Origin of the sequence: Pseudomonas sp. Leaf127 (assembly GCF_001423155.1) — a bacterium.
Classification (GTDB): domain Bacteria; phylum Pseudomonadota; class Gammaproteobacteria; order Pseudomonadales; family Pseudomonadaceae; genus Aquipseudomonas; species Aquipseudomonas ovata.
On sequence record NZ_LMOA01000021.1, the window covers coordinates 896,930 to 919,686 of the forward strand.

20 protein-coding genes and 4 tRNA genes are annotated in these 22,757 nt (G+C 62.4%); 4 read left to right on the plus strand and 20 right to left on the minus strand.

What is annotated here, in order from left to right:
* Positions 1–35: 35 nt before the first annotated feature.
* Positions 36–941, minus strand: coding sequence for an AraC family transcriptional regulator (locus ASF84_RS17400; RefSeq protein WP_056840050.1), 906 nt, complete (start codon positions 939–941; stop codon positions 36–38).
* A gap of 181 nt (positions 942–1,122) precedes the next feature.
* Here ASF84_RS17400 and ASF84_RS17405 point away from each other — a divergent pair, with 181 nt between their 5' ends.
* Entirely contained in the window at positions 1,123–2,175 is a 1,053-nt protein-coding gene (locus ASF84_RS17405; RefSeq protein ID WP_056840051.1) for an NAD(P)-dependent alcohol dehydrogenase, read from the plus strand.
* On the opposite strand, the gene ASF84_RS17410 is transcribed toward ASF84_RS17405, so the two are convergent.
* The 5 genes from ASF84_RS17410 to ASF84_RS17430 all read right to left on the minus strand — a co-directional run bounded on the left by ASF84_RS17410 (position 2,176) and on the right by ASF84_RS17430 (position 7,248).
* Positions 2,176–2,985, minus strand: coding sequence for an IclR family transcriptional regulator (locus ASF84_RS17410; RefSeq protein ID WP_056840052.1), 810 nt, complete (start codon positions 2,983–2,985; stop codon positions 2,176–2,178).
* Between the two features lie 69 nt (positions 2,986–3,054).
* Positions 3,055–4,365 carry an MFS transporter gene (locus ASF84_RS17415; protein ID WP_056840053.1) on the minus strand — a complete coding sequence of 437 codons (1,311 nt, stop codon included), beginning with the start codon at positions 4,363–4,365 and terminating at the stop codon, positions 3,055–3,057.
* A gap of 56 nt (positions 4,366–4,421) precedes the next feature.
* A complete protein-coding gene (gene dgoD, locus ASF84_RS17420) occupies positions 4,422–5,570 on the minus strand; it encodes a galactonate dehydratase (RefSeq protein WP_056840054.1) in 1,149 nt (382 codons plus the stop codon).
* Positions 5,571–5,603: 33 nt separating this feature from the next.
* Positions 5,604–6,239: a 2-dehydro-3-deoxy-6-phosphogalactonate aldolase gene (locus ASF84_RS17425; RefSeq protein ID WP_056840055.1), complete on the minus strand. Its 636-nt coding sequence runs from the start codon at positions 6,237–6,239 to the stop codon at positions 5,604–5,606.
* Position 6,240: 1 nt separating this feature from the next.
* Positions 6,241–7,248, minus strand: coding sequence for a 2-dehydro-3-deoxygalactonokinase (locus ASF84_RS17430; RefSeq protein WP_056840056.1), 1,008 nt, complete (start codon positions 7,246–7,248; stop codon positions 6,241–6,243).
* Between the two features lie 329 nt (positions 7,249–7,577).
* On the opposite strand from ASF84_RS17430, the gene ASF84_RS17435 reads away from it, so the two are divergent.
* Positions 7,578–8,720: an acyltransferase family protein gene (locus ASF84_RS17435; protein ID WP_056840057.1), complete on the plus strand. Its 1,143-nt coding sequence runs from the start codon at positions 7,578–7,580 to the stop codon at positions 8,718–8,720.
* Between the two features lie 66 nt (positions 8,721–8,786).
* Here ASF84_RS17435 and asd read toward each other — a convergent pair whose 3' ends face one another.
* The 5 genes from asd to leuC all read right to left on the minus strand — a co-directional run bounded on the left by asd (position 8,787) and on the right by leuC (position 14,064).
* Positions 8,787–9,899: an aspartate-semialdehyde dehydrogenase gene (asd, locus tag ASF84_RS17440; RefSeq protein ID WP_056840058.1), complete on the minus strand. Its 1,113-nt coding sequence runs from the start codon at positions 9,897–9,899 to the stop codon at positions 8,787–8,789.
* Between the two features lie 66 nt (positions 9,900–9,965).
* Entirely contained in the window at positions 9,966–11,048 is a 1,083-nt protein-coding gene (gene leuB, locus ASF84_RS17445) for a 3-isopropylmalate dehydrogenase (protein ID WP_056840059.1), read from the minus strand.
* A gap of 66 nt (positions 11,049–11,114) precedes the next feature.
* A complete protein-coding gene (locus ASF84_RS17450) occupies positions 11,115–11,879 on the minus strand; it encodes a class I SAM-dependent methyltransferase (RefSeq protein ID WP_056840060.1) in 765 nt (254 codons plus the stop codon).
* A 108-nt stretch (positions 11,880–11,987) separates the two neighbouring features.
* Positions 11,988–12,629, minus strand: coding sequence for a 3-isopropylmalate dehydratase small subunit (gene leuD, locus ASF84_RS17455; RefSeq protein ID WP_056840061.1), 642 nt, complete (start codon positions 12,627–12,629; stop codon positions 11,988–11,990).
* A gap of 10 nt (positions 12,630–12,639) precedes the next feature.
* Positions 12,640–14,064, minus strand: coding sequence for a 3-isopropylmalate dehydratase large subunit (gene leuC, locus ASF84_RS17460; RefSeq protein WP_056840062.1), 1,425 nt, complete (start codon positions 14,062–14,064; stop codon positions 12,640–12,642).
* Positions 14,065–14,216: 152 nt separating this feature from the next.
* On the opposite strand from leuC, the gene ASF84_RS17465 reads away from it, so the two are divergent.
* Positions 14,217–15,116, plus strand: coding sequence for a LysR family transcriptional regulator (locus tag ASF84_RS17465; protein ID WP_056840063.1), 900 nt, complete (start codon positions 14,217–14,219; stop codon positions 15,114–15,116).
* A 5-nt stretch (positions 15,117–15,121) separates the two neighbouring features.
* On the opposite strand, the gene ASF84_RS17470 is transcribed toward ASF84_RS17465, so the two are convergent.
* The 3 genes from ASF84_RS17470 to ASF84_RS17480 all read right to left on the minus strand — a co-directional run bounded on the left by ASF84_RS17470 (position 15,122) and on the right by ASF84_RS17480 (position 18,334).
* On the minus strand, positions 15,122–16,723 hold the full coding sequence (locus ASF84_RS17470; protein ID WP_162241263.1) for an Ig-like domain-containing protein: 1,602 nt from the start codon (positions 16,721–16,723) through the stop codon (positions 15,122–15,124).
* A gap of 1 nt (position 16,724) precedes the next feature.
* On the minus strand, positions 16,725–17,192 hold the full coding sequence (locus tag ASF84_RS29390; protein WP_056840065.1) for a hypothetical protein: 468 nt from the start codon (positions 17,190–17,192) through the stop codon (positions 16,725–16,727).
* Between the two features lie 113 nt (positions 17,193–17,305).
* Positions 17,306–18,334 (minus strand): hypothetical protein, encoded by a 1,029-nt coding sequence (locus ASF84_RS17480; protein ID WP_156684265.1) that lies wholly within the window; start codon positions 18,332–18,334, stop codon positions 17,306–17,308.
* A 169-nt stretch (positions 18,335–18,503) separates the two neighbouring features.
* Between ASF84_RS17480 and ASF84_RS17485 the strand changes: the two genes are divergently transcribed.
* Positions 18,504–20,693, plus strand: a complete 2,190-nt coding sequence (locus ASF84_RS17485; RefSeq protein WP_056840067.1) for a putative bifunctional diguanylate cyclase/phosphodiesterase — start codon at positions 18,504–18,506, stop codon at positions 20,691–20,693.
* Here ASF84_RS17485 and ASF84_RS17490 read toward each other — a convergent pair.
* The 6 genes from ASF84_RS17490 to ASF84_RS17515 form a co-directional block, all read right to left on the minus strand.
* Positions 20,682–21,641 (minus strand): tRNA dihydrouridine synthase, encoded by a 960-nt coding sequence (locus ASF84_RS17490; RefSeq protein ID WP_056840068.1) that lies wholly within the window; start codon positions 21,639–21,641, stop codon positions 20,682–20,684. The two genes, ASF84_RS17485 and ASF84_RS17490, sit on opposite strands and share 12 nt — an antisense overlap.
* A gap of 29 nt (positions 21,642–21,670) precedes the next feature.
* Positions 21,671–22,132, minus strand: coding sequence for an acyl-CoA thioesterase (locus tag ASF84_RS17495; RefSeq protein ID WP_056840069.1), 462 nt, complete (start codon positions 22,130–22,132; stop codon positions 21,671–21,673).
* A 155-nt stretch (positions 22,133–22,287) separates the two neighbouring features.
* Positions 22,288–22,363: transfer RNA gene (locus ASF84_RS17500), tRNA-Glu, on the minus strand.
* Between the two features lie 44 nt (positions 22,364–22,407).
* Positions 22,408–22,483, minus strand: a tRNA-Ala gene (locus ASF84_RS17505).
* A gap of 38 nt (positions 22,484–22,521) precedes the next feature.
* Positions 22,522–22,597: transfer RNA gene (locus ASF84_RS17510), tRNA-Ala, on the minus strand.
* 52 nt (positions 22,598–22,649) lie between these two features.
* Positions 22,650–22,725, minus strand: a tRNA-Glu gene (locus ASF84_RS17515).
* Positions 22,726–22,757 lie beyond the last annotated feature (32 nt).

Here is a 22,757-nt window from a genome sequence, read left to right on the forward strand (position 1 = left end):
CCGCTCGCAGGCATGGCTTGAGCCGCGAAAGCCTCTCATGCCGACAGCGACAGCCAGCCGCCCTCCTGCCCCGGGCTGCGCTCGAAATAGCGTTTGTACTCGCGACCGAACTGCGAGGCACTCTGGTAACCGACCTTCAGCGCGACCTGGGCCACCCCCAGGCCGTCGCTGACCAGCATCTGCTGAGCCTTGAGCAGGCGCAGGCGCTTGAGGTACTGCACCGGCGACAACAAGGTGCTGCGCTTGAAATGCTCATGAAAGGTCGACACGCTCATGTTCGCGCAGCGGGCCAGGGTCTCGACATTCAGCGGCTCGGCGTAATGCTCATGCAGATAATTGACCGCCACCGCCACCCGCGCAAATTGCCCTTGCTGCTCGACCAGCGCCCGCAACACCCCGGCCTGTGGCCCGCGCAGCGCGCTGTACAGCACATCGCGCACCCGCGCCTGGCCCATCACCTGACACTCCAGCGGATCATGCAGGCAGCGCAGCAACCGCTCGACGCTTTCGCGCATGCCGACATCGAACTGCACCGAGGTCATGGATTCCGGCGTCTGCTGCCGGCTTTCGTGCCCGGCCACCGGCCCCATGGCCTGCACCAGCTCCGCCAGTACAGTGCGATCCATGGCCACCGATACGCCGTACAACGGCATGTCGGGCGTGGCAAAGGTTTCGCACTTGAACGGCACCGACAAGGCCTGGATCAGGTAATGCCCGGCACCGTACTCGAAGGCTCGGCTTCCCAGGAACGCCACCTTGCTGCCCTGAGCGACGATCATCAGGCTCGGCTCATAGATCTGCGGGCTGCTGCCAAGGTGGCTGAAGGCACTGATCAGCTTCACCTCTGGCAAGCGGGTCGAGACCCAGCCCGGCTGTACGGCCAGTGACTGGATCAAGGAAACAAGCGTGGTATTGGCTGGAAGATAGCGGGTCAATTGCATCGGGACAGACCGGTAGAGAATCAGACAGCCCCATCATCGCAGATCTGCCGCTCCAGAGGCCGCCAGCAATGATACGCCGGAGGATCAGGCATGAATCACGGAGAAATGGCCATGGCCGCGACAGCCGCTCATCGTGACAATGGATCGCCTCTACACGTTGTCATCCATTGCGAGGCCCTTCATGTACACCGCCATCGGTTATGCCGCCCAATCCCCTACCGCCCCCCTGGCGCCCATGACTTTCGAACGCCGCAGCCTGCGCGCCGATGATGTCGCCATCGAGATCCTCTATTGCGGCGTTTGCCACTCGGATATCCACCAGGCGCGCAACGAATGGGGCATTGCCGTCTATCCCCTGATGCCCGGCCACGAGATCGTCGGCAAGGTCACCGCCACTGGCTCCCACGCCAGCCGCTACCAGGTCGGCGACCTGGTGGGCGTCGGTTGCATGGTCGACTCGTGCCGCACCTGCAAGGCGTGCCAGGCGGACCTTGAGCAGTATTGCCTGGAAGGCCCGACCATGACCTACGCCACGCCCGACCGCGTGGACGGCAGCAACACCATGGGCGGCTACTCCAGCAGCATCGTGGTCAGCGAGCACTTTGTCGTGCGCATTCCGCAGAACCTCGATCCGGCAGCGGCCGCGCCGATCCTGTGTGCGGGCATCACCACCTATTCGCCGCTCAAGCACCATGGCGTCAAGGCCGGTCACAAGGTGGGCGTGCTGGGCATGGGTGGCCTGGGCCACATGGGCATCAAGCTGGCCAAGGCGATGGGCGCCGAAGTGACGCTGTTTACCCGCTCGGCCGCCAAGGCCGCCGAAGCACGTCGCCAGGGTGCCGATCATGTGATCGTGTCCACCGACGCCGAACAGATGCAAGCCGCCGCCGGGCGCTTCGATTTCCTGCTCGACACCATTCCGGTGCAGCACGACCTCAACCCTTACCTGGAAACCCTGGCGTTCGACGGCGTGCACATCCTGGTGGGCCTGATCGAGCCGATCGACCCGCCCGTGCACGCCGCCAATCTGGTCCTCAAGCGCCGGGTACTGGCAGGTTCCTTGATCGGTGGCGTCGCCGAGACCCAGGAAGTGCTGGATTTCTGCGCCGAACACGGCATCAGCTGCGACATCGAAATGCTCGACATCCGCAACATCAACCAGGCCTACGAGCGCATGCTGGCCGGTGACGTGAAATACCGCTTCGTCATCGACATGGCCACCCTCAAGGACTGATCAGACCGCCCCCAGTTCGGCCGACAGCTGTGCGGCGATCTGCTTGATCAGCGGCACCAGTTCGGCCATTTTCTCCAGTGGCATGTACGGCACGGTACTGGCCACACTGATGCCGGCCACGATCTGTCTGCCGGCATCGCGCACTGGCGCGGCCACACAGCGGATCGACGGTTCGTTGTCTTCAAGGTCGAAGGCATAACCGCCTTGCACATACTCTTCGCGGCGCTGGCGCAGTTGCTCCCAGGTTTGCGGCTCATGAGCCGGCAATGCCTGTTGTCGGCCCGCCACCGGCTGGCTGATCTCGAACAGGCGCTGCCACTCGTGTTCTGCGCTGTCGAGCAACAAGGCCTTGCCGATGCCGGTGCGCACCAGCGGCATCCGATGACCAACCCGCGAGCGCATTTCCGGGCCATTGCGGCCTGGATTCTTGTGCAGGTACAGCACCTCGTCACCGTCGCGAATCGCCAGGTGCACAGTATCGCCGGTCAACGTCGATAACTGGTCCAGATAGGGCCTGGCCAGAATCGCCAAAGGAACTTCTTCACGCGCCTGAAAGCCCAGCTCGATCAGCTTGGGCCCCAGCAGATAACCGACTTGCGGAACCACGCGCAGGTAGCGCTCCTGCACCAGGCAACTGGCCAGCCGATGGGTGGTGCTGCGCGTGGTGCCGATGACCCTGGCAATCTCTTTCAAGTCCCGTGCCCCGGCCGCCACCGCCTGCACGACCGCCAGACCACGCATCAGGGTCTGGGTGCCGGCCAGCGCCGGCTCTTTGCTGTCGGCGTCGGCCACGGGAATATCCTTTTGCATAGCGAGTCGGGTCCGGTCTGGAGAAAAGCAGGCGGCATTATGGGCATGCGCCTGCCTCACGGCCAGCCTTTACAACTCGATACGCTCTACCTTGCCCACCAGCAGGATGTACGACAGTGCACCGATCAGCGCCAGGCAGGCCACGTAAGTAATGGCCGGCGCGAACGAGTCGCCGGTGGCCAGGAAACCGATCACGATCGGCGTGGTGATGGCCGCCAGGTTGCCGATGAAATTGAACGTACCGCCGGTCAAGCCCAGCAGGCGCGCCGGAGCGATGGTCGAAACCAGCGACCAGGTGATCGATGCCAGGCCGTTGCCGAAAAAAGCCACGGCCATGCAGGCGATTACCAGCGGTGTCGAGTCGACGAAGTTGGCGCCGATGATGGCTGTGGAAATCAACAGCCCGGTGATGATTGGCAGCTTGCGCGCCAGCCCCACGCTATAGCCACGACGGATCAGCCAGTCGGAGAAGAATCCCGAGCACAGCACACCGACGAAGGCGGCGAGGAATGGCAAGGACGCCAACAGCCCGGACTTGATGAAGTCCATGCCGCGGTACTTGACCAGGTAGGTCGGGAACCAGGTCAGGAAGAACCACAGGGTCGAGTTCAGGCAGAATTGTCCCAGGTAAATACCCCACAGCTTGCGCTGGCTGAGCACGATCCCCAGGTCGGCCCACTTGAATCCGGCTTTCTGTCTGGCGGTATCGGCCTGGATATCCACCAGTCCGCCGCCTTCGCGGATCAGCTCGATTTCAGCGGTGTTGGCGCCTTTGAAGTCTCGCGGCTCACGGTACACCAGGTACCAGATGACGCCCCACAGGATACCGACCGCACCGGTGGCGACAAATACCATGTGCCAGCCGTAATGGGCCTGCAACCAGGCCAGTACCGGCGTCAGGAACGCCAGGCCGACAAACTGCCCCGAGGTATAGAAACCGATGGCTGTGGCCCGCTCACGCTCAGGGAACCAGGAGGTCACCACCCGACTGTTGATCGGATAAGCCGGTGCTTCCAGCGCGCCGACTGCCATGCGCAGCACGAACAGGGCAATGAAACTGGCTGCAAAGCCCAGCATCACGGTGGCCAACGACCAGGAGATGAGCGCCACGGTGTAGAGAATCCGCGGCGGCACCCGGTCGACCAGCCAGCCACCAGGCAACTGCATGGCCGCATAGGTCCAGCCGAAGGCCGAGAAAATCAGCCCGACCTCGACCGGCGTCAGGCCCAGCTCGCTGGTCAGCGCCGGCGCGGCAATCGACAGGTTGCTGCGGTCCAGGTAGTTGATGACCACGGTAATGAACAACAGCACCATGATGAAAAAGCGCTTGCGGGTGGGCGCGGCCTGGGACGCCGCCGCGCCGATGGTCAGGGTTTGCATGAGGTTGCCTCTTATTGGAGTTGTATGAGGACGCACTTAGAGGGGACGACAGCGACTCACCATTCGGCAAAGCTGCCGTCGGCGTGGCGCCAGATAGGGTTGCGCCAGCGATGGCCAATCGCGGCCCGCTCGCGCACGTATTCCTCGTTGATCTCGATGCCCAGCCCCGGGCCGTTGGGGATTTTCACCATGCCGTTGTCGTAGTCGAAGACTTCGGGGTGCTTGACGTAGTCGAGCAGGTCGTTGCTCTCGTTGTAGTGAATGCCCAGGCTCTGTTCCTGGATAAACGCGTTGTAGCAGGCCGCGTCCAGTTGCAGGCAGGCGGCCAGGGCAATCGGTCCCAGCGGGCAATGCAACGCCAGCGCCACGTCGTAGGCCTCGGCCATGTTGGCGATCTTGCGCGTCTCTGTGATACCACCGGCATGCGAGGCATCCGGCTGGATGATGTCGACATAACCTTCGCTGAGCACCCGCTTGAAGTCCCAGCGCGAGAACAGCCGCTCGCCCAATGCAATCGGGGTGCTGGTCAACGGCGCCAGTTCCTTGAGCGCTTCGTAGTGCTCGCTGAGCACCGGCTCTTCGATGAACATCAGCTTGAAGGGGTCGAGTTCCTTCATCAGCACCTTGGCCATGGGCTTGTGCACCCGGCCATGAAAGTCCACGCCGATACCGACGTTCGGTCCGACTGCATCGCGCACCGCTGCCACGCTGGCCAAGGCGCGGTCGACCTTGTCGAAGGTGTCGAGAAACTGCAGTTCCTCGGTGCCGTTCATCTTCACGGCGGTAAAACCACGCTCAACCGCCTCTTTGGCGGCGCGCGCGGTGTCAGCCGGCCGGTCGCCGCCGATCCATGAATACACGCGGATCTTGTCACGCACCTGGCCACCGAGCAGGTCGCTGACCGATACGCCGAGCGCCTTGCCCTTGATGTCCCACAATGCCTGGTCGATACCGGCCAGCGCACTCATGTGGATCGAACCACCACGGTAGAAGCCACCACGGTACAGCACAGTCCAGATGTCTTCGATATTGCGCGGGTCCTTGCCGATCAGGTAATCGGACAGCTCATCGACCGCAGCGGCCACTGTATGGGCACGGCCTTCGACTACCGGTTCTCCCCAGCCGGTCACGCCCTGATCGGTCTCGACCTTGAGGAAGCACCAGCGCGGCGGCACGATGAAAGTGGTCAGTTTGGTGATTTTCATAAGCAGGGTCTCTCTTGTTGGAGGGGGCGCCGATCAGTGGCTGCGGTTGGCCGTGCAGTGCTGCCAGGCCGTGACATAGGCCTGGGCACGGACGGCCACGTCGGCAGCGCTCATGCCTGGCTTGAACAGCCCGGAGCCCAGCCCGAAGCCCTGGGCGCCGGCATCAAGCCAAGGCTGCATGTTGTCGGGTGAGATGCCGCCTACCGGCAGCAATACGGTGCCGGCAGGCAGGACTGCCAGCCAGGCCTTGATCACCGCCGGGGCCATCTGCTCGGCCGGAAACAGCTTGAGTACGTCAGCCCCCTCGCCCAGTGCGGCAAAGGCCTCGGTGGGGGTGGCCACTCCCGGCGACAGGAACAGCCCTTCGGCCTTGGCGGCGCGCAACACTTCACGGCCACTGTGCGGCATGACGATCAATTGGCCGCCCGCCTCTTTGACCCGGCGCACCTGTTCGGGCTGCAGCACGGTCCCGGCGCCGACCACGCAATCGGCCGGCAGGTGCAGGCGCAGCAGACCGATGCTGTCGTAAGGTGACGGCGAGTTGAGTGGCACTTCGATGACCCGCAGGCCGGCCTCGTACAGCACATCACCGATGGCTGGCGCTTCTTCGGGGCGCAGGCCGCGCAGGATGGCAATCAGGCCGTTGCTTTTGAGTGCTTGCTGAAACATGTCAGACCTCACGGTTCAAGGATACGGAAGTGGCCGCCAACAGGCCGGCCTGCTGCGCCACCTGCCAGAGGCCGCGCTCGGTGGCCTGCTCGGCCAGTGTTACCGTCGGGAAATCACACAGCGCCAGCGCACGCTGGTAGCGCTGACATAACGCATCGCTGCCGATCAGCACGACGGCGGGCAGGACCGCGGCCTGGCGCTGCAAGAGGTGGCTCAGGGCAGCCAGCTCATGGCCGATCAGCAACCCGGAGAGGTAGTCAGGCTGGGCACTGGCCGACAATTGCCCGGTTAGGCCCAGGGTGCGGCAACTGAAGATGGTTGACAGCGGACCGGCAGCCCCTTCGCCGGACCGGGCCACGGCCACGCCGCGCTCGAAAGCCTCGACATCCAGCGAACCGGCCGATTGCATGGTGCGGCCCAGCAAGGTGTGCGCACACAGCGCCGCATAGACCTCGCCGGTCATGAAGGTATCGAAGTGAACAATGCGCCCCTGGACCATTTGCACCCACTTGCTGTGACTGCCAGGCAGGCCGATCAGCAGCGGTTGTGCGTCATGGGGTCGTTCGAGCTGTCCGGCTAGCACGCCGAGCACTTGGGTTTCTTCGCCACGCATGACGTTGGGCAGGGCCGAATGCTGGATCACGCCGGGAATGATATGGACATCGATGCCGCGCAGGCTGCGCACCTTCACCAGTGCGGCGCTGAGGCCATCGACACTGGCCGGCGTGGCCTGATACGGCGCTTCGTGCCAGCCCTGAGCGCTGCCGACCATGCCACAGGCAATGACGGGCAGGTACGGCTGAGCATCGAGCCAGTCGCCACAGGCCTGCTCGAACGCCAGCTCAAATCCGTCGCTGCAGAGCTTCCCGGCCACAGGGGCTGGCAGGGTCGGTAATTGCATGATGCCCGTGCTCAGGGAGCGTTGTTCCAGGACCCGGCCCTGTTCACCGAGTCGATAAGCCCGGAGGGAGGTGGTTCCCCAGTCGAGTGCGATCAGTTGCGCCTGCATTGCTTCACCTTTTGTTTTTCTAAGTGACTGCGAGGCGGACTATAAACCTGACCCGGGCAAAATCTCAATATATAAATATCAATCCCATATAAAGGGATTTAATTGAACATCAGGACACCAGACGTCGAGCAATTGCCAGCAAGCGCTGCCCCGGCCATACTGCTTGCCCATCCAGCCCAGCCTGCCCGTCGGTTCAACCGAGGGTGGTAACGTGCCTGAAGTCGCTCCCCTTCGCTCCACCCTCCCTTTCGTTGACCTGCATGCGGTTTCCTCCTGGCTGGCACTCCGTTTTCGGCCGCTCATCTCCCTCAAGTTCAAGGACATGTGCCATGAGACGTTTTCTGGTGCTCGACAGCTTTCGCGGGCTGTGTGCGTTGGCCGTGGTGATTTACCACTCTCACATCCTGCAAGGGTTCAGCGAGTGGCTGTTTTTCAAGAACGCCCATGTACTGGTGGCGTTCCTCTTTGTGCTCAGCGGTTTTGTGATCAGCCATGCCTATGCCGGCAGGCTCCAGTCGCGCCAGCAACTGGGACGGTTCGTGACCTCACGAACCTGGCGGATCTACCCGCTGCACCTGGCCATGCTGCTGGCCGCCATCGGTCTTGAGTGCGCCAAGGTGCTGGCTGAGCACCTGGGCGTGCCGTTCGGCAGTGGCAGCTTCAGTGGTCCACGGGCGCCGGAACAGATCCTGCCCAATCTGCTGCTGATCCAATCGTGGTGGCCGGGCTTCGATGCCATGTCGTTCAACTACCCCGCCTGGAGCATCAGCGTCGGGTTCTATCTGTACCTGCTCTTCGGCTTTATCCGCCTGGCGCTACCGGGCAAGGCCAGGTACGCCTTTGGCTTGCTGGCACTGGGCATCCTTGCTGGCCTTTACCCTGAGTTGGGGCTATCCAGCAGAAGGCTGACGCAGGGCATTGGCTGCTTTTTTGCCGGCTGCCTGACCTACGCGCTGTACCAGAAATGGCCGGCTCTGCGCCTTGGCATCTGGCAGGCCAGTCTTCTGGAATCAAGCGCATTGGGCGCAACAGGGCTGGCGATCACTTATGCCAGCAGCGAGCAGCAATGGGGCGTGGCGCTGTTGTTCTGTCTGGTCGTGGGCCTGTTTGCCTTCGAGGCCGGCGTGGTGTCCAGAGCCTTGCGCGCAGCTCCGTTTATCTGGCTGGGCACGCTGCCCTGTTCGATCTACCTGACCCATGCGCTGGTGCTCATGCTGTTGTCGATCAGCGCCAGCCTGGCAGAGAAGTTCACCGGCCGGGCACTGACCGTGCAGCACGAAGGCAGCGATGGCATGCACCGTTATTTCAGCTCGGGCAGCGCCATGGGCGACAACTCATTTCTGTTGCTGCAGGTGGCGCTGGTGCTGGGGGTGTCAATGCTGACCTGGCGCTTCATCGAGCAACCCGGCATTGCGCTGGGCAAGCGCTTGAACGCGCCCCGTGCGGCGGCCAGTGGCAAGCCGGCCACCTGAACGCCGGGTACAAAAAAACCGCCGGCGAAGGCGGTTTCCTTGTTGATGCATACAGCCGCTCGAAACTCAGCGCTCCAGCAGGATGCGCAACATGCGGCGCAGCGGCTCGGCCGCGCCCCACAGCAGCTGGTCGCCTACGGTAAAGGCCCCCAGGTATTGCGAGCCCATGTTCAGCTTGCGCAGACGGCCGACCGGCACGCTCATGGTGCCGGTCACCGCCGTCGGGCTCAGTTCCTTGATGCTGGCTTCGCGGTGGTTCGGCACCAGCTTGACCCAAGGGTTGTGCTGGCTGATCAAGCCTTCGATGTCCGCAATCGGCACATCCTTGTTCAGCTTGATGGTCAGCGCCTGGCTGTGGCAGCGCATGGCACCGATGCGCACGCAGATGCCGTCGACCGGGATCGGGCTCTTGAAGCGCCCCAGGATCTTGTTGGTCTCGGCCTGGGCCTTCCACTCTTCACGGCTCTGGCCGTTCGGCAGCTCCTTGTCGATCCAGGGAATCAGGCTGCCGGCCAGCGGCGCGCCGAAGTTCTCGGTCGGGAACGCATCGCCGCGCATGGCGTCGGCCACCTTGCGGTCGATGTCGAGGATGGCGCTGGCCGGGTTGGCCAGGTCATCGGCCACCGAGGCATTGACCGCGCCCATCTGGCGGATCAGCTCGCGCATGTTCTGCGCGCCGGCACCCGAGGCCGCCTGGTAGGTCATGGCCGTCATCCACTCGACCAGACCGGCTTCGAACAGCCCGCCCAGGCCCATCAGCATCAGGCTGACGGTGCAGTTGCCACCGATGTAGTTCTTGGTGCCGGCGTCCAGCTGCTGGTCGATGACCTTGCGGTTGACCGGGTCCAGCACGATCACGGCATCGTCCTGCATGCGCAGGCTGGAAGCGGCGTCGATCCAGTAACCCTGCCAGCCGGCTTCACGCAGCTTGGGGAACACCTCGTTGGTGTAGTCGCCGCCCTGGCAGGTCAGAATCACGTCGAGGGTTTTCAGCTCTTCGATGCTGTACGCATCTTTCAGAGGCGCCACGTCCTTGCCCACCGATGGCGCGGTGCCACCGACATTGGAGGTGGTGAAAAACACCGGCTCAATGAGGTCGAAGTCCTGTTCTTCACGCATCCGCTGCATGAGCACGGAACCGACCATGCCACGCCAACCGATCAGACCTACACGTTTCATCGCAACACCTTAACTAAAAGTGGGACCGCCGCCGCGCCTCTGGCGAATGGCGGCGGGCCAGAGAGATTACAGATTTCGCAGCGCGGCGACTACCGCATCGCCCATTTCGACGGTGCCGACCTTCTGCTTGCCATCCGACCAGATATCGCCAGTGCGCAGGCCCTGATCCAGGACCACGCTGACCGCCTGTTCGATGGCATCGGCGGCGGCCGCCTGGTTGAAGGTGTAGCGCAGCATCATCGACACCGACAGGATGGTCGCCAGCGGGTTGGCAATGCCCTGCCCTGCAATATCCGGCGCCGAACCGTGGCACGGCTCGTACATGCCCTTGTTGTGAGTGTCCAGCGAGGCCGATGGCAGCATGCCGATGGAACCGGTGAGCATCGAGGCCTGGTCGGACAGGATGTCGCCGAACAGGTTGTCGGTGACGATCACGTCGAACTGCTTGGGCGCACGCACCAGTTGCATGGCCGCGTTGTCGACGTACATGTGGCTCAGTTCGACGTCCGGATAGTCCTTGGCCACTTGCTCGACCACTTCACGCCATAGCTGGCTGGAGGCCAGGACGTTGGCCTTGTCGACCGAGCACAGCTTCTTGCCACGCACGCGGGCCATGTCGAAGCCGACGCGGGCGATGCGGCGGATTTCGCTTTCGCTGTACGGCAGGGTGTCGTAGGCCTGGCGCTCACCGTTGTCCAGCACGCGGGTGCCGCGAGGTGCGCCGAAGTAGATGCCGCCGGTCAGCTCGCGCACGATCAGGATGTCCAGGCCGGCAACGATTTCCGGCTTCAGGCTGGAGGCCTCGGCCAGTTGCGGGTAGAGGATCGCCGGACGCAGGTTGCCGAACAGGCCCAGTTGCGCACGAATCTTCAGCAGGCCGCGCTCTGGGCGGATGTCACGCTCGATGGTGTCCCATTTCGGGCCGCCCACCGCACCCAGCAATACGGCATCGGCCGTGCGGGCGCGCTCCAGGGTTTCATCGGCCAGCGGCACGCCATGCTTGTCGATGGCCGCGCCACCGATCACGTCATGGCTGAGCTCGAAGCCCAGGCTGTATTTGTCGTTGGCCAGCTCCAGCACCTTGACCGCTTCGGCCATGATTTCCGGACCAATGCCGTCGCCTGGGAGAATCAGAATCTGCTTGCTCATAACATCCTCGGGGTTAGGGTCGCCGCGCCGGTGCCCGTTCAGGGGGCGCCGGCCACGGTCAAAAACTTATCGCTCGGCCCACAGCACCAGGACATCGGTGCTGAACGAGCCGTCCTGCTCAATCTCGAAATACTCGCGCACTTCGCGCCCCATGGCCTGTTGCAGCTCACGGATCGCCACGCGCAGCGCTTCGGGGGTGCGCATGCGCGTCACCCACGAGGCAAATTCCAGGTGCAGCCGCTGGCGCGTGTGGCTGCGGGTAAACAGACCGGCCTCGCTGACCTGTTGCAGCCATTCGGCGGCTGAATAGTCGCGTACATGGCTGGTGTCACGCAGCACTTCCACGGTTTGCAGGTAGGTGTCCAGCAGCGGGCTGCCCGGCGACATCACATCGATGAACGCCGCCACCCCGCCCGGCTTGAGCACCCGCCGCACTTCACGCAGGGCCAGGCCCAGGTCGCTCCAGTGATGCGCCGAATAACGGCTGAAGACAAAATCGAACTCGGCCTCGGCAAACGGCAAGCGCTCGGCCGGGCCACAGACGGTACGAATATTGTCCAGGCCGCGTTCGCTGGCGGCGGCCTGGACCACATCAAGCATCTGTTGCGACAGGTCATAGGCCACCACTTCGCCCACAGCGGCTGCCACATTAAAGCTGACGTGCCCGGCCCCGCAACCCAGGTCCAGCACGCGCGCCTGGCGCTGGCCCTGGACTTCGGCCTGCAGGAGTGCGAATTCGCGGCCCTGCGCATGCACGGCGCTGCTCAGGTAGGCGCTGGCCTGTTCGCCGAACTGGCGCTGGACGACATCAGTGTGAGGGGCCTGGGTCATGTTGGTATACCTTGTGTGGGGAGTTTACGCAGCCATGGCCGCGCCTGCGTTATCCGCAGGAGCAGCCGGGCGTCGATCCACCTGTGCCTTGCCAGGGCCTGGCACGCATCAGTCGCGAAACAGCCATGGCTGACTTGCGCGATGCTTGCTTTCGAAGGTCGCGATGGCGTCGGCATCGACCAGCGTCAGGCCGATGTCGTCCAGGCCGTTGAGCAGGCAATGCTTGCGGAACTCGTCCACCTCGAAGCTCAGCACCTTGCCGTCAGGACGGGTCACGGTCTGGGCCTGCAGGTCGATGTTCAACTGGTAGCCAGGCTCGGCCTCGACCTGCTTGAACAACTGATCGACCTCGTCTTCGGACAGGATGATCGGCAGCATGCCGTTCTTGAAGCTGTTGTTGTAGAAGATGTCGGCATAGCTGGGCGCGATGATGGCGCGGAAACCGTACTCTTCCAGCGCCCACGGTGCGTGCTCGCGGCTGGAGCCGCAGCCGAAGTTTTCCCGGGCGATCAGGATGCTTGCGCCCTGGTAGCGCGCATTGTTAAGCACGAAATCATGATTCAACGGACGCTTGGAGTTGTCCTGGTACGGCTGGCCCACGTCCAGGTAGCGCCATTCATCGAACAGGTTCGGGCCGAAGCCGGTGCGCTTGATCGATTTCAGAAACTGCTTGGGAATGATCTGGTCGGTGTCGACGTTGGCACGATCCAGAGGTGCCACAAGGCCGTTGAGCTGGGTAAAGGCTTTCATGCTGGGCTCCTCAGTGCTGAATCAGTTCGCGAACATCGATGAAACGGCCGGTCACGGCAGCGGCGGCGGCCATCGCCGGGCTGACCAGGTGGGTGCGTCCACCGGCGCCCTGACGGCCTTCGAAGTTCCGGTTGGAGGTGGAAGCGCAATGCTCGCCGGAACCCAGGCGATCAGGGTTCATGGCCAGGCACATCGAGCAGCCTGGCTCACGCCACTCGAAACCGGCCTCGATGAATACCTTGTCCAGTCCTTCCTGCTCGGCCAGTGCCTTGATCAGACCGGAACCCGGCACCACGATGGCCTGCTTGATGGTCGAGGCCACTTTGCGGCCCTTGGCAATCTCGGCGGCGGCGCGCAGGTCTTCGATCCGCGAGTTGGTGCACGAGCCGATGAAGACCCGGTCCAGCTTGATGTCGGTGATCGGCTGGTTGGCCTGCAGGCCCATGTATTTGAGGGCGCGCTCGATGGAGCCGCGCTTGACCAGGTCCTGCTCCTGGGCAGGGTCCGGCACGTTCTGGTCGACGGCCAGGACCATTTCCGGGGAGGTGCCCCAGCTGACCTGTGGCTTGATCTGTGCAGCATCGAGTTCAACCACGGTGTCGAACACGGCATCGGGGTCCGAGACCAGGTCTTTCCAGGCGTCGACGGCCTTGTCCCAGTCGGCGCCCTTGGGCGCGAACGGACGGCCCTTGACGTAGGCAATGGTCTTTTCATCAGTGGCCACCATGCCGACACGGGCACCGGCCTCGATGGACATGTTGCAGATGGTCATGCGGCCTTCGACCGACAGGTCGCGAATCGCACTGCCGGCAAATTCCATGGCATGACCGTTGCCGCCGGCGGTACCGATCTTGCCGATCACGGCCAGCACGATGTCCTTGGCGGTGACGCCGAACGGCAATGTGCCCTCGACGCGCACCAGCATGTTCTTCATCTTCTTGGCCACCAGGCACTGGGTGGCCAGTACGTGCTCGACCTCGGAGGTGCCGATGCCGTGGGCCAGTGCACCAAAGGCGCCGTGGGTCGAAGTGTGCGAGTCGCCGCAGACTACGCTCATGCCTGGCAAGGTCGCGCCTTGCTCGGGGCCGACGACGTGGACGATGCCCTGGCGCGGGTCGTTCATCTTGAATTCGGTGATGCCGTACTCGTCGCAGTTGTCGTCCAGGGTCTGGACCTGCAGGCGCGAAACTTCATCGGCAATGGCATTGATACCGCCCTTGCGCTCGGCCGTGGTCGGCACGTTGTGGTCGGGGGTGGCGACGATGGAGTCTACCCGCCATGGCTTGCGACCTGCCAGGCGCAGGCCTTCGAAGGCTTGCGGCGACGTCACTTCGTGGATGATATGGCGGTCGATGTAGATCAGCGACGAGCCATCGTCGCGCTGCTTGACCACATGGGAATCCCACAACTTGTCGTAAAGCGTTTTGCCAGCCATCAGCCATCTTCCTCATCAGCGTCTTTCTATGCCTTGGGTGATCAAGAATGCTCGATGACCCCTTGGCTTGTGCGGACAATGCTATGGAATATGTTTAAATAACTCAAATTCATAATTTTTATGCTTTGGATAACCAACTGGAATCCGTTGCCATGGACCTCGCCAATCTCAACGCTTTTATCGCCATTGCTGAAATCGGCAGTTTTTCCGGGGCCGGCGAGCGCCTGCACCTGACTCAGCCGGCGATCAGTAAACGCATTGCCGGGCTCGAACAACAACTGAACGTGCGCCTGTTCGATCGCCTGGGCCGCGAAGTCAGCCTGACCGAGGCCGGCCGGGCGCTGTTGCCACGCGCCTATCAGATTCTCAATGTGCTTGATGACACCCGGCGCGCCCTGACCAACCTGACCGGCGAGATCAGCGGCCGCCTGACCCTGGCCACCAGTCACCATATCGGCCTGCACCGCTTGCCGCCGGTGCTGCGCACGTTTACCCGGCGCTACCCACAGGTGGCGCTGGACATCCAGTTTCTGGATTCGGAGATTGCCTACGAGGAGATCCTGCACGGCCGTGCCGAGCTGGCGGTGATTACCCTGGCCCCTGCCCCGCACGCCCTGGTGCGCGCCGTGCCGGTCTGGGATGACCCGCTGGATTTTGTCGCCGCTCCCGAGCACCCGCTGGCCAATAGCGGGTCGGTGAGCCTTGAAGACATCGTGCGTTACCCGGCGGTGTTTCCAGGGGGCAACACCTTTACTCATCATATTGTCAGTGGTTTGTGCGAGGCACGCGGGCTGAAACCGGATATCGCCATGAGCACCAACTACATGGAGACCATCAAGATGATGGTCTCCATTGGCCTGGCCTGGAGCGTGCTGCCGCGCACCATGCTCGACGAGCAGGTGGCGCGCATCCCGTTGCCGGGCATTCAGCTCAGTCGCCAGTTGGGCTACATCCTGCACACCGAGCGTACGCTGTCGAATGCAGCGAAGGCGTTCATGGCCTTGCTGGATGCCGAGACCCCTCCGGCTGGCGCGAACGCTGCAACGCCTTGACAGGCTTACTTCAAAAAGAAGCCCCAAGCCGTCTCTCCTGCATTGAGGATCGGCAGGGTCGAGGCCTCCAGAAGAATACTGGTGTCGACCAATCCGATGGTCTCACCGCTGTCGGGGACATACGCCATCCGCAGCAGCAGTGGCAAACCATATTTAACCTGTAATTTGACATCACGGGCCCACACTCTGCGCTCGCGCACGGCGCCATCGGTGTCATCCGGAAAACTCAGTTTGAGGACCCCGCCATTCATGCGGGCCATGGTCTGCCATTCCTGCACACTCGGAATCCGCAGGGCGCCTTCAGGGTAGCGGGCGGCCATATCATGCAGCACGCCATAGGTGTTGAAGCCCCCCGAAAGCATATTCAAGGCATAGACACCCGAGACAAGGACCCTGTAGGTCACCGTGGCGCCGTCCATGTCGGTCACCGTGATGGTTGTCATACCATTGCCTCGCGCCGATACCTTGCCAGAACTGGCATCGACCTGCGCCACCTCAGGATTGCTCGAGGTGTAGCGGTACGGCGGTTTGCCACCGGTCGCCGTGCGGTATTTCCAGCTTTTATCCGGCGGATTGGCCCGGTAGGCGTCGTCAACCAGCGCAAAGAAGCCGCCAAGGTTGAGATCCCGGGCATCGATACTCAGGGCCGCCCCGGGCGCAGTGCCGGCCTGCCTGACGTCCACTTCGCAGGGGCTAAAGGACACTGCCTCGCTTTCATCAATGTCGGCATCCCATGCCACCTTGAAAATGACCTTGAGCCGGCTGCCACTTTTGAGCGTGGCCAGTTCGCTCTTGGCAATTGCAATGCTCAACCGGCCTTGCATGGCAGCATCGGGTATCAACTCGGCAATGCGAGGCGTCAGCACAAACGGCTGGTTGGCCGTGGTCGTGCCTTCCAGCCGCAGCCAGTACCGCTGTCCGGGCGCGATCAGCGGCCATTTTTCGACAATGACCGTCACCGGATCCGTTGCACTGGCCAGATCCAGCACGCCCTGAGGCGCCTGCAGGATCCGAGGGGTGGGCAATTCCGATTTGTAGAAACCAAGCTCATGGATCAGCGTTTCAGGCGAGTACAGGACCGCGGCCTGCCCTGTACGTGTCACTTCATAAGACACCAATACCTCCCAATTCACCGAGTAGGCAACGGCACTGGCCGGTACGGCCACCTTCAGCGGACCCACGACACTGACCCTGACCGGCTCCAGCACAGGCGTTCCAGGGCCGGGACCGCCATTCCAGGACACCCTGACCAGGTCACCGACCTTCATGTCCGGATAGGCCGGAACATGAATCGTTGCGCCCTGAAGTGCATCCATAGGGTCGAGGACATCGTCCTCGTCGGCCTGCAGGACGCTGGGTGCCAGCAATTGATCGCCGGTCAAAGGCCCGACCCTGATCACGGTAAAGGGCGACTCAAGGTGTTCTTCCTCACCGCCGACCCAGCGCTTGATCACATAAAAGAGTGATGCCCGCTTGCCCGTGGCGGCCTGGACCTGAATCGGGTCGACCGTAAAACTCAGGTCGGCATCCACGTTCTCCTGCGTCACGGTCTGGACGCCCACCACGTACTTTTCCGACGCCCCTTCGATGCTCCAGTAGACACTCACCTCATCGCCCACCTGCGTGGAGGCAAAAGGCACTACCAGCGTTGCCGAATCGCCTGTCGAGGTGGTGTCCAGCCAGCCATTCTGTGCCTGTAACACTTGGATGACACCCATGCCAACCCGACTCGGCAAACGCGTCCTGTTCTTGTGCATTGCCAATGAAAAACATCAACTCCGGGGAACGCAGCACCACGGAGCGCCCATTGATCAACCGGGTCAGGGTGTAATAGACCTTGACCAGCCGCCGGGCATTGACCTGCAGGACACTGTTATTGATTTCAAACTTAAGGTCGGCATTGACGTTGCGCGCCGAGACCGGAAAACGATCCCTGAAACTGCCCAGTTCGCCCGCACCCACCCAATACAGCGTGACCATATCGCCAACCAGGGTCGCCCCCGAAGGAATATGCACATATAACTTCGAGGCCAGCGCTTCCAGCTCCAGACGCCCCGCTTCAATCTCGTTGATCACAGGTGGCAGGGCCGCCAGGCTGGGGCCGATTCGATACGCGGTCGAGGGTGATACATAGCTTCTTTCAGGCGTACCACGATAGACGATGTAATGAACGGTGATGACATCGCCAGTCAGGTTGGCCAGGTCGGCCCCAGGCAGTGAATCTCGAGGGGATGCCCCAGCATGCTGGCGCTCACCGCAACTTCCTGCACTGCAAGGCCATTGCGGTAGACCTCGACGAAATCCCCCAGCTGCATGTCCGGGTAATCGATTTTCACGCTGGCGTAACGCTGACCTTCAGTTCCTGACAACCTGGCGGTGTCCAGCGAATCACCCTCTGCCTCGGCAATGACGGGTTTATGCAAGTCCAGCCCGTCCAGATAGAGCTGCACCACACCCGAATGCTGGATCTTGCCTGGCGCGTCAGAGTTTGCGCCCCGTGTAATCTGGTAGCTGACAGAGGCCGTGCTGCCCACAAGGGCCTTGACCTTGTCGCTGGGCACGCGAAATTCAAATGCCTGGGCCGGGACCTGGTTAAGTACCTTGATCGCCTGCGACCAACTGACATTCGCGCCATCGAGGCCTTGCCCCTGCCACGAAATATCGATTTCATCGCCGTCGGCAAAGTTGGCATGTTCAATCGTCGTGCCATCGGTGCCGTCGAACAGCGTCGTGGCACTGACCAACAGGACCAGGTCTCGATCCCCCAACGTGCCCAGGCTGACGACAGGTTCTTCGACCCCATCGTTATTGATATCCACCGATTCCATCAACTCGACCAAGGGGTCGGCGATAAGTTGCTCCGACGCTTTGTATTCAGTTGTCATGATCCATTCCTTTGGGGTTGACTGATAAACAGGCTGCTGTCGAATTCCATTCATGGGCAGCCGAAAAAGAACAGCATGTCCATCAAGGCAAGACAAACAGTCCCTGATCAAAGGCACTGGCATAAATGACAGGTGCGCACTCGAAAGATGACCCAGGGGGTTCAAAGATGAGCGCAATTGCTTTAAAAGCGCATTATTTAGTCGCCCGCTGGCCATCACTGCCTTGACCGCAAGCCGCTTGATCACATCGGATGCGCCCAGCGCCCGTTTACACCCGCGCCAATAACCGGGTATATGATGCCGGTCAGCCGGATCCGGGCGCTTGACAGGCATACAGCCCGATCGCCAGCTAGGCTACATCCTGCACACCGAGCGCACCTTCTCGACTGCCATACAGGCTGTCATGGCGCGGCTCGATGCAGAGACACGACCCTCGCGACCCGAGGGCTGCTGGACGCAGAACGATCGTTTTACCGGCTTTTTCATTCAGGCTCGTGATCCCATGCCCAACCCCGTGGACAGTAATTCTCTGCAGTTGTCCGATCAACGCCGTGAGGCCGATGGCGTGCAACAACTGGAACAGGCGCTGCAGCACACCCGCGAGCAGCTGCAATGGGTCCTGGAGGCAGCCAGCATGGGCACCTGGGACTGGCACCTGCCCAGCGACATGCTGGAGGCTTCGCCCCGCGCCGTGCAATTGCATGGCCTGCAGGCCCAGGCCTGGCAGCAGCCCAGCGCGGCTTTTTTCCAGCGTTTGGCCGCTGAAGAGCGCAAACGCCTGCTGGATCTGTACCACGCCTGGCTCGACGGTCAGGAAGATCATCTCCAGGCCACCTATTGCCTTGACCTGCCCGATGGCAGCACGCGCTTGCTGGAAACCCGCGTGCACCTGTATCGCGACGCACAAGGCGCGCCACTGCGCCTGTTCGGCACCCTGCTCGACATCACCAGCCAGCAGGCCCAGGCCAGCCTGGACGCCACCCGCGAGAAATTCACCAAGGCGTTCTACTCAAGCCCCGACTCGATCACCATCACCGAACGTCACAGCGGGCGCTATCTGGAAGTCAACGACGGCTTCTGCCGTCTGACCGGCTATGCCATGGACGAGGTGGTGGGCCGTACCGCCCATGACATCAACATCTGGGGCAGCGTCGAGCAGCGCCTGCAAATGGTCGAGTACCTGCAACAGCATGGCCGTATCCACCACCGGGAAATGCTCGGGTGCAACAAGCTCGGGGATGCGCTGGTGCTTGATGTCTGCGTCGAGCCGCTGGTCCTGCACGATGTCGACTGCCTGCTGATGACTGCCCGGGACATCACCCAGCTCAAGAGCGCCCAGGCCCAGATCCAGCACCTGGCCTATCACGACTCGCTCACCAACCTGCCCAATCGCGCCTTGCTGACCGATCGCCTCAACCAGCAGATCGCCCTGCTCAGCCATCACAACCTGCGTGGCGCGCTGATGTTTCTCGACCTGGACCATTTCAAGCACATCAACGATTCGCTCGGCCATCCCGTGGGCGACAGTGTGTTGAAGATCGTCACCGCCCGCCTGGAGGCCAGTGTGCGTCAGGAAGACACGGTGGCACGCCTGGGCGGCGATGAGTTCGTGGTGCTGATCAGCGGCCTGGAGGGCACGCGCAAACAGGTGACCGAGCAGGTCCGCCAGCAGGCCGATACGCTGCGCGAGCTGTTGGCCGAGCCGATGTTCCTCGATGGCCACCGCCTGCAGGTCACCCCCAGCATCGGCATTGCCCTGATTCCCGACCACGGCACCAATACCGCCGACCTGCTCAAGCGCGCCGACATTGCGCTGTATCGTGCCAAGGACTCGGGGCGCAACACCTCACAGCTGTTCCACCACAGCATGCAAAAGGCGGCCAGCGACCGTCTGCGCCTGGAAAACGACCTGCGCATGGCGCTGGTGCGCAATGAATTCTATTTGTGCTACCAGGCCCAGGTGGATGCGCGCGACCAACGCATCATCGGGGCCGAAGCCCTGCTGCGCTGGCATCATCCCGAGCATGGCCTGCTGGCGCCCTCGCAATTTGTGCCGGTGCTTGAAGAAAGCGGCATGATCCTGGAGGTGGGCAGCCGGGTGCTGGAGCAGGCCTGTCAGGCCTGCAGCCTGCTGCTGCGTCAGGGGCTGATCGAAAGAAACGACTTCAGGATGGGCGTCAATATCAGCCCGCGCCAGTTTCACCAGAACGACTTCGTCGAGCGCATCGAGCACACCCTGCAAACCTTCCAGTTGCCCGGCAACATGCTCAAGCTGGAAATCACGGAAAGCATGGTCATCCAGAGCATGGACGACACCATCACCAAGATGCTGCGCCTGAAAAAACTGGGCATCAGCTTTGCCATGGACGATTTCGGCACCGGGTATTCGTCGCTGACGTCACTCAAGCGCCTGCCGATCGACACCCTGAAAATCGACCAGTCGTTCGTACGTGATGCCACCACCGACCCCAACGATGCCGAGATCATCCGCGCCATCACGGCCATGGCGCAGAGCCTGAACCTGCATGTCATCGCCGAAGGTGTCGAAACCCCCGAGCAACTGGCGTTTCTGCAACAGTCGGGCTGCCATGTCTATCAGGGCTATCTGTTCAGCGAGCCACTGGAAGACCCGGCCTTCGAAGCCTTGCTGCGCTTGCAGGGGCACTTGCAGGAGAACGTCTCAAGGCGTTGACTGCAGCTCGCAACCGAGCAACCTGCCGACCCGTGCGCAATCGGTCTCACGGCGCAACAGGTCGAACATCACGGTGGCCTCGGGGTAGCTTTTGGTCAGCAGCGCCAGCCATTGTTTGAGCCGGCCCGGTGCCTGCAAAGGCGTCAGCTTGACCAGGCAGGCGGCCCAGAACAGGCGCAGCATGGGCTGCAGCTCGGCCCAGGTGAGTGGCTCGACGACCTCACCGCGTGCCACGGCGGCGATCTGCCGGGCAAGGTCGGGCCTTGCCACCAGGCCACGGCCCAGCATGATGTCCTTGGCACCGCACACCGCTTTGCAGCGCTGCCAGTCTTCGACACTCCAGATCTCGCCATTGGCGACCACCGGGACCTTGACCACTTCCTGAATGCGCGCAATCCATTCCCAGTGCGCGGGCGGCTTGTAGCCATCAAGTTTGGTGCGCGCATGCACCACGATCCGCGCCGCACCACCATCGACCAGCGCACGGGCGCAATCGAGGGCCTGGTCGGTATTTTCATACCCCAGGCGCATCTTGGCGGTGACTGGAATGGGGGCCGGCACGGCACGGCGCACCTGGCTGACGATGGTGTGCAGCAACTCAGGCTCGCGCAGCAGGATCGCACCGCCCCGGGAGCGGTTGACGGTCTTGGCCGGGCAACCGAAGTTGAGGTCCAGCACTGGGGCACCCAGTTCGCAGGCAAAGGCGGCGTTTTCCGCCAGGCAGCCTGGATCGGACCCGAGCAATTGCACATGCATCGGCACGCCAGCGGCGGTTCTGGCGCCGTTGGGCAGTTCGGAGGCCAGCTTGTAGAAATAGCTGGCGGGCATCAGCCGGTCGGTCACCCGGATAAACTCGGTCACGCACCAGTCGATGCCCCCGACACGCGTCAGGACATCGCGCAGGATATCGTCGACCAGGCCCTCCATGGGCGCCAAGGCAATTTGCATGGGTCACACTCGAAAAAAAGTCCGGCAGTTTACGGCGCGCCGCCGGGAATGGGAACGCCGGCCAGGCAGATCGCCGCACCGTACCCGGCGATAAACTCATCGGGCATGCGCTTGGGGCGGCCACTGGACAGCTCGATACAGACAAAGGTGGTTTGCGCACGCAGCAGGGTCAGGCCATCGGCGGCACGACGCAGCTGGAAGCGGCGGGTCATTTTCAGCCGCGAGTCCCAGTCGACAATCCAGGTCGCCAATTGCAGTTCGTCGTTTTCGTAGGCGCTGGCCAGGTAATCGATTTCATGCCGGATCACCGCCATGGCGCGATCCAGGCGCCGATACTCGCTCAAGTCCAGGCCCAACTGCTGCGAATGGCGCCAGGCGCTGCGCTCCAGCCACGCGACGTAGACGGCGTTGTTGGCGTGACCCAGCCCGTCGATATCGTCGGCAGTGACCTTCAGGTCGATGATGAACGGCGTTGCGAGGTCCCAGGCCATGGGTGCTCCTGCGGTGGCGGATTCGATAGACGCGCCAGTGTAGCAAGCTCAAGCACAAGCCATGGAGGGCGGGCGGCGGGAAAGCGAAACCCTGAAAAAACAAAAGGGCCATTCAATAAACGAATGACCCTTGGGCCCGCATACGCGGAAAATTGTGGCGTCCCCTAGGGGACTCGAACCCCTGTTACCGCCGTGAAAGGGCGGTGTCCTAGGCCACTAGACGAAGGGGACGCAAAACCTTCAGTCGGACTCGCCTGTTGGCGAATCTGGCAAATTGGTGGAGCTAAGCGGGATCGAACCGCTGACCTCCTGCATGCCATGCAGGCGCTCTCCCAGCTGAGCTATAGCCCCGAATTTAACGCCCTGCGGCGCAGATCAGCCTTNCAAATTGGTGGAGCTAAGCGGGATCGAACCGCTGACCTCCTGCATGCCATGCAGGCGCTCTCCCAGCTGAGCTATAGCCCCGAATTTAACGCCCTGCGGCGCAGATCAGCCTTRCGGCATCACTGGGTGAAACTGGCGTCCCCTAGGGGACTCGAACCCCTGTTACCGCCGTGAAAGGGCGGTGTCCTAGGCCACTAGACGAAGGGGACAAACCTTCTTGATGACCGGTTACCCGGTCGAT

Excerpts from the sequence above, each read along its gene's own strand:
- ASF84_RS17400 (WP_056840050.1), bottom strand. The coding sequence starts at position 941 with ATGCAATTGACCCGCTATCTTCCAGCCAATACCACGCTTGTTTCCTTG.
- ASF84_RS17405 (WP_056840051.1), top strand. The coding sequence starts at position 1,123 with ATGTACACCGCCATCGGTTATGCCGCCCAATCCCCTACCGCCCCCCTG.
- ASF84_RS17410 (WP_056840052.1), bottom strand. The coding sequence starts at position 2,985 with ATGCAAAAGGATATTCCCGTGGCCGACGCCGACAGCAAAGAGCCGGCG.
- ASF84_RS17415 (WP_056840053.1), bottom strand. The coding sequence starts at position 4,365 with ATGCAAACCCTGACCATCGGCGCGGCGGCGTCCCAGGCCGCGCCCACC.
- dgoD (WP_056840054.1), bottom strand. The coding sequence starts at position 5,570 with ATGAAAATCACCAAACTGACCACTTTCATCGTGCCGCCGCGCTGGTGC.
- ASF84_RS17425 (WP_056840055.1), bottom strand. The coding sequence starts at position 6,239 with ATGTTTCAGCAAGCACTCAAAAGCAACGGCCTGATTGCCATCCTGCGC.
- ASF84_RS17430 (WP_056840056.1), bottom strand. The coding sequence starts at position 7,248 with ATGCAGGCGCAACTGATCGCACTCGACTGGGGAACCACCTCCCTCCGG.
- ASF84_RS17435 (WP_056840057.1), top strand. The coding sequence starts at position 7,578 with ATGAGACGTTTTCTGGTGCTCGACAGCTTTCGCGGGCTGTGTGCGTTG.
- asd (WP_056840058.1), bottom strand. The coding sequence starts at position 9,899 with ATGAAACGTGTAGGTCTGATCGGTTGGCGTGGCATGGTCGGTTCCGTG.
- leuB (WP_056840059.1), bottom strand. The coding sequence starts at position 11,048 with ATGAGCAAGCAGATTCTGATTCTCCCAGGCGACGGCATTGGTCCGGAA.
- ASF84_RS17450 (WP_056840060.1), bottom strand. The coding sequence starts at position 11,879 with ATGACCCAGGCCCCTCACACTGATGTCGTCCAGCGCCAGTTCGGCGAA.
- leuD (WP_056840061.1), bottom strand. The coding sequence starts at position 12,629 with ATGAAAGCCTTTACCCAGCTCAACGGCCTTGTGGCACCTCTGGATCGT.
- leuC (WP_056840062.1), bottom strand. The coding sequence starts at position 14,064 with ATGGCTGGCAAAACGCTTTACGACAAGTTGTGGGATTCCCATGTGGTC.
- ASF84_RS17465 (WP_056840063.1), top strand. The coding sequence starts at position 14,217 with ATGGACCTCGCCAATCTCAACGCTTTTATCGCCATTGCTGAAATCGGC.
- ASF84_RS17480 (WP_156684265.1), bottom strand. The coding sequence starts at position 18,334 with ATGCCTGTCAAGCGCCCGGATCCGGCTGACCGGCATCATATACCCGGT.
- ASF84_RS17485 (WP_056840067.1), top strand. The coding sequence starts at position 18,504 with ATGCCCAACCCCGTGGACAGTAATTCTCTGCAGTTGTCCGATCAACGC.
- ASF84_RS17490 (WP_056840068.1), bottom strand. The coding sequence starts at position 21,641 with ATGCAAATTGCCTTGGCGCCCATGGAGGGCCTGGTCGACGATATCCTG.
- ASF84_RS17495 (WP_056840069.1), bottom strand. The coding sequence starts at position 22,132 with ATGGCCTGGGACCTCGCAACGCCGTTCATCATCGACCTGAAGGTCACT.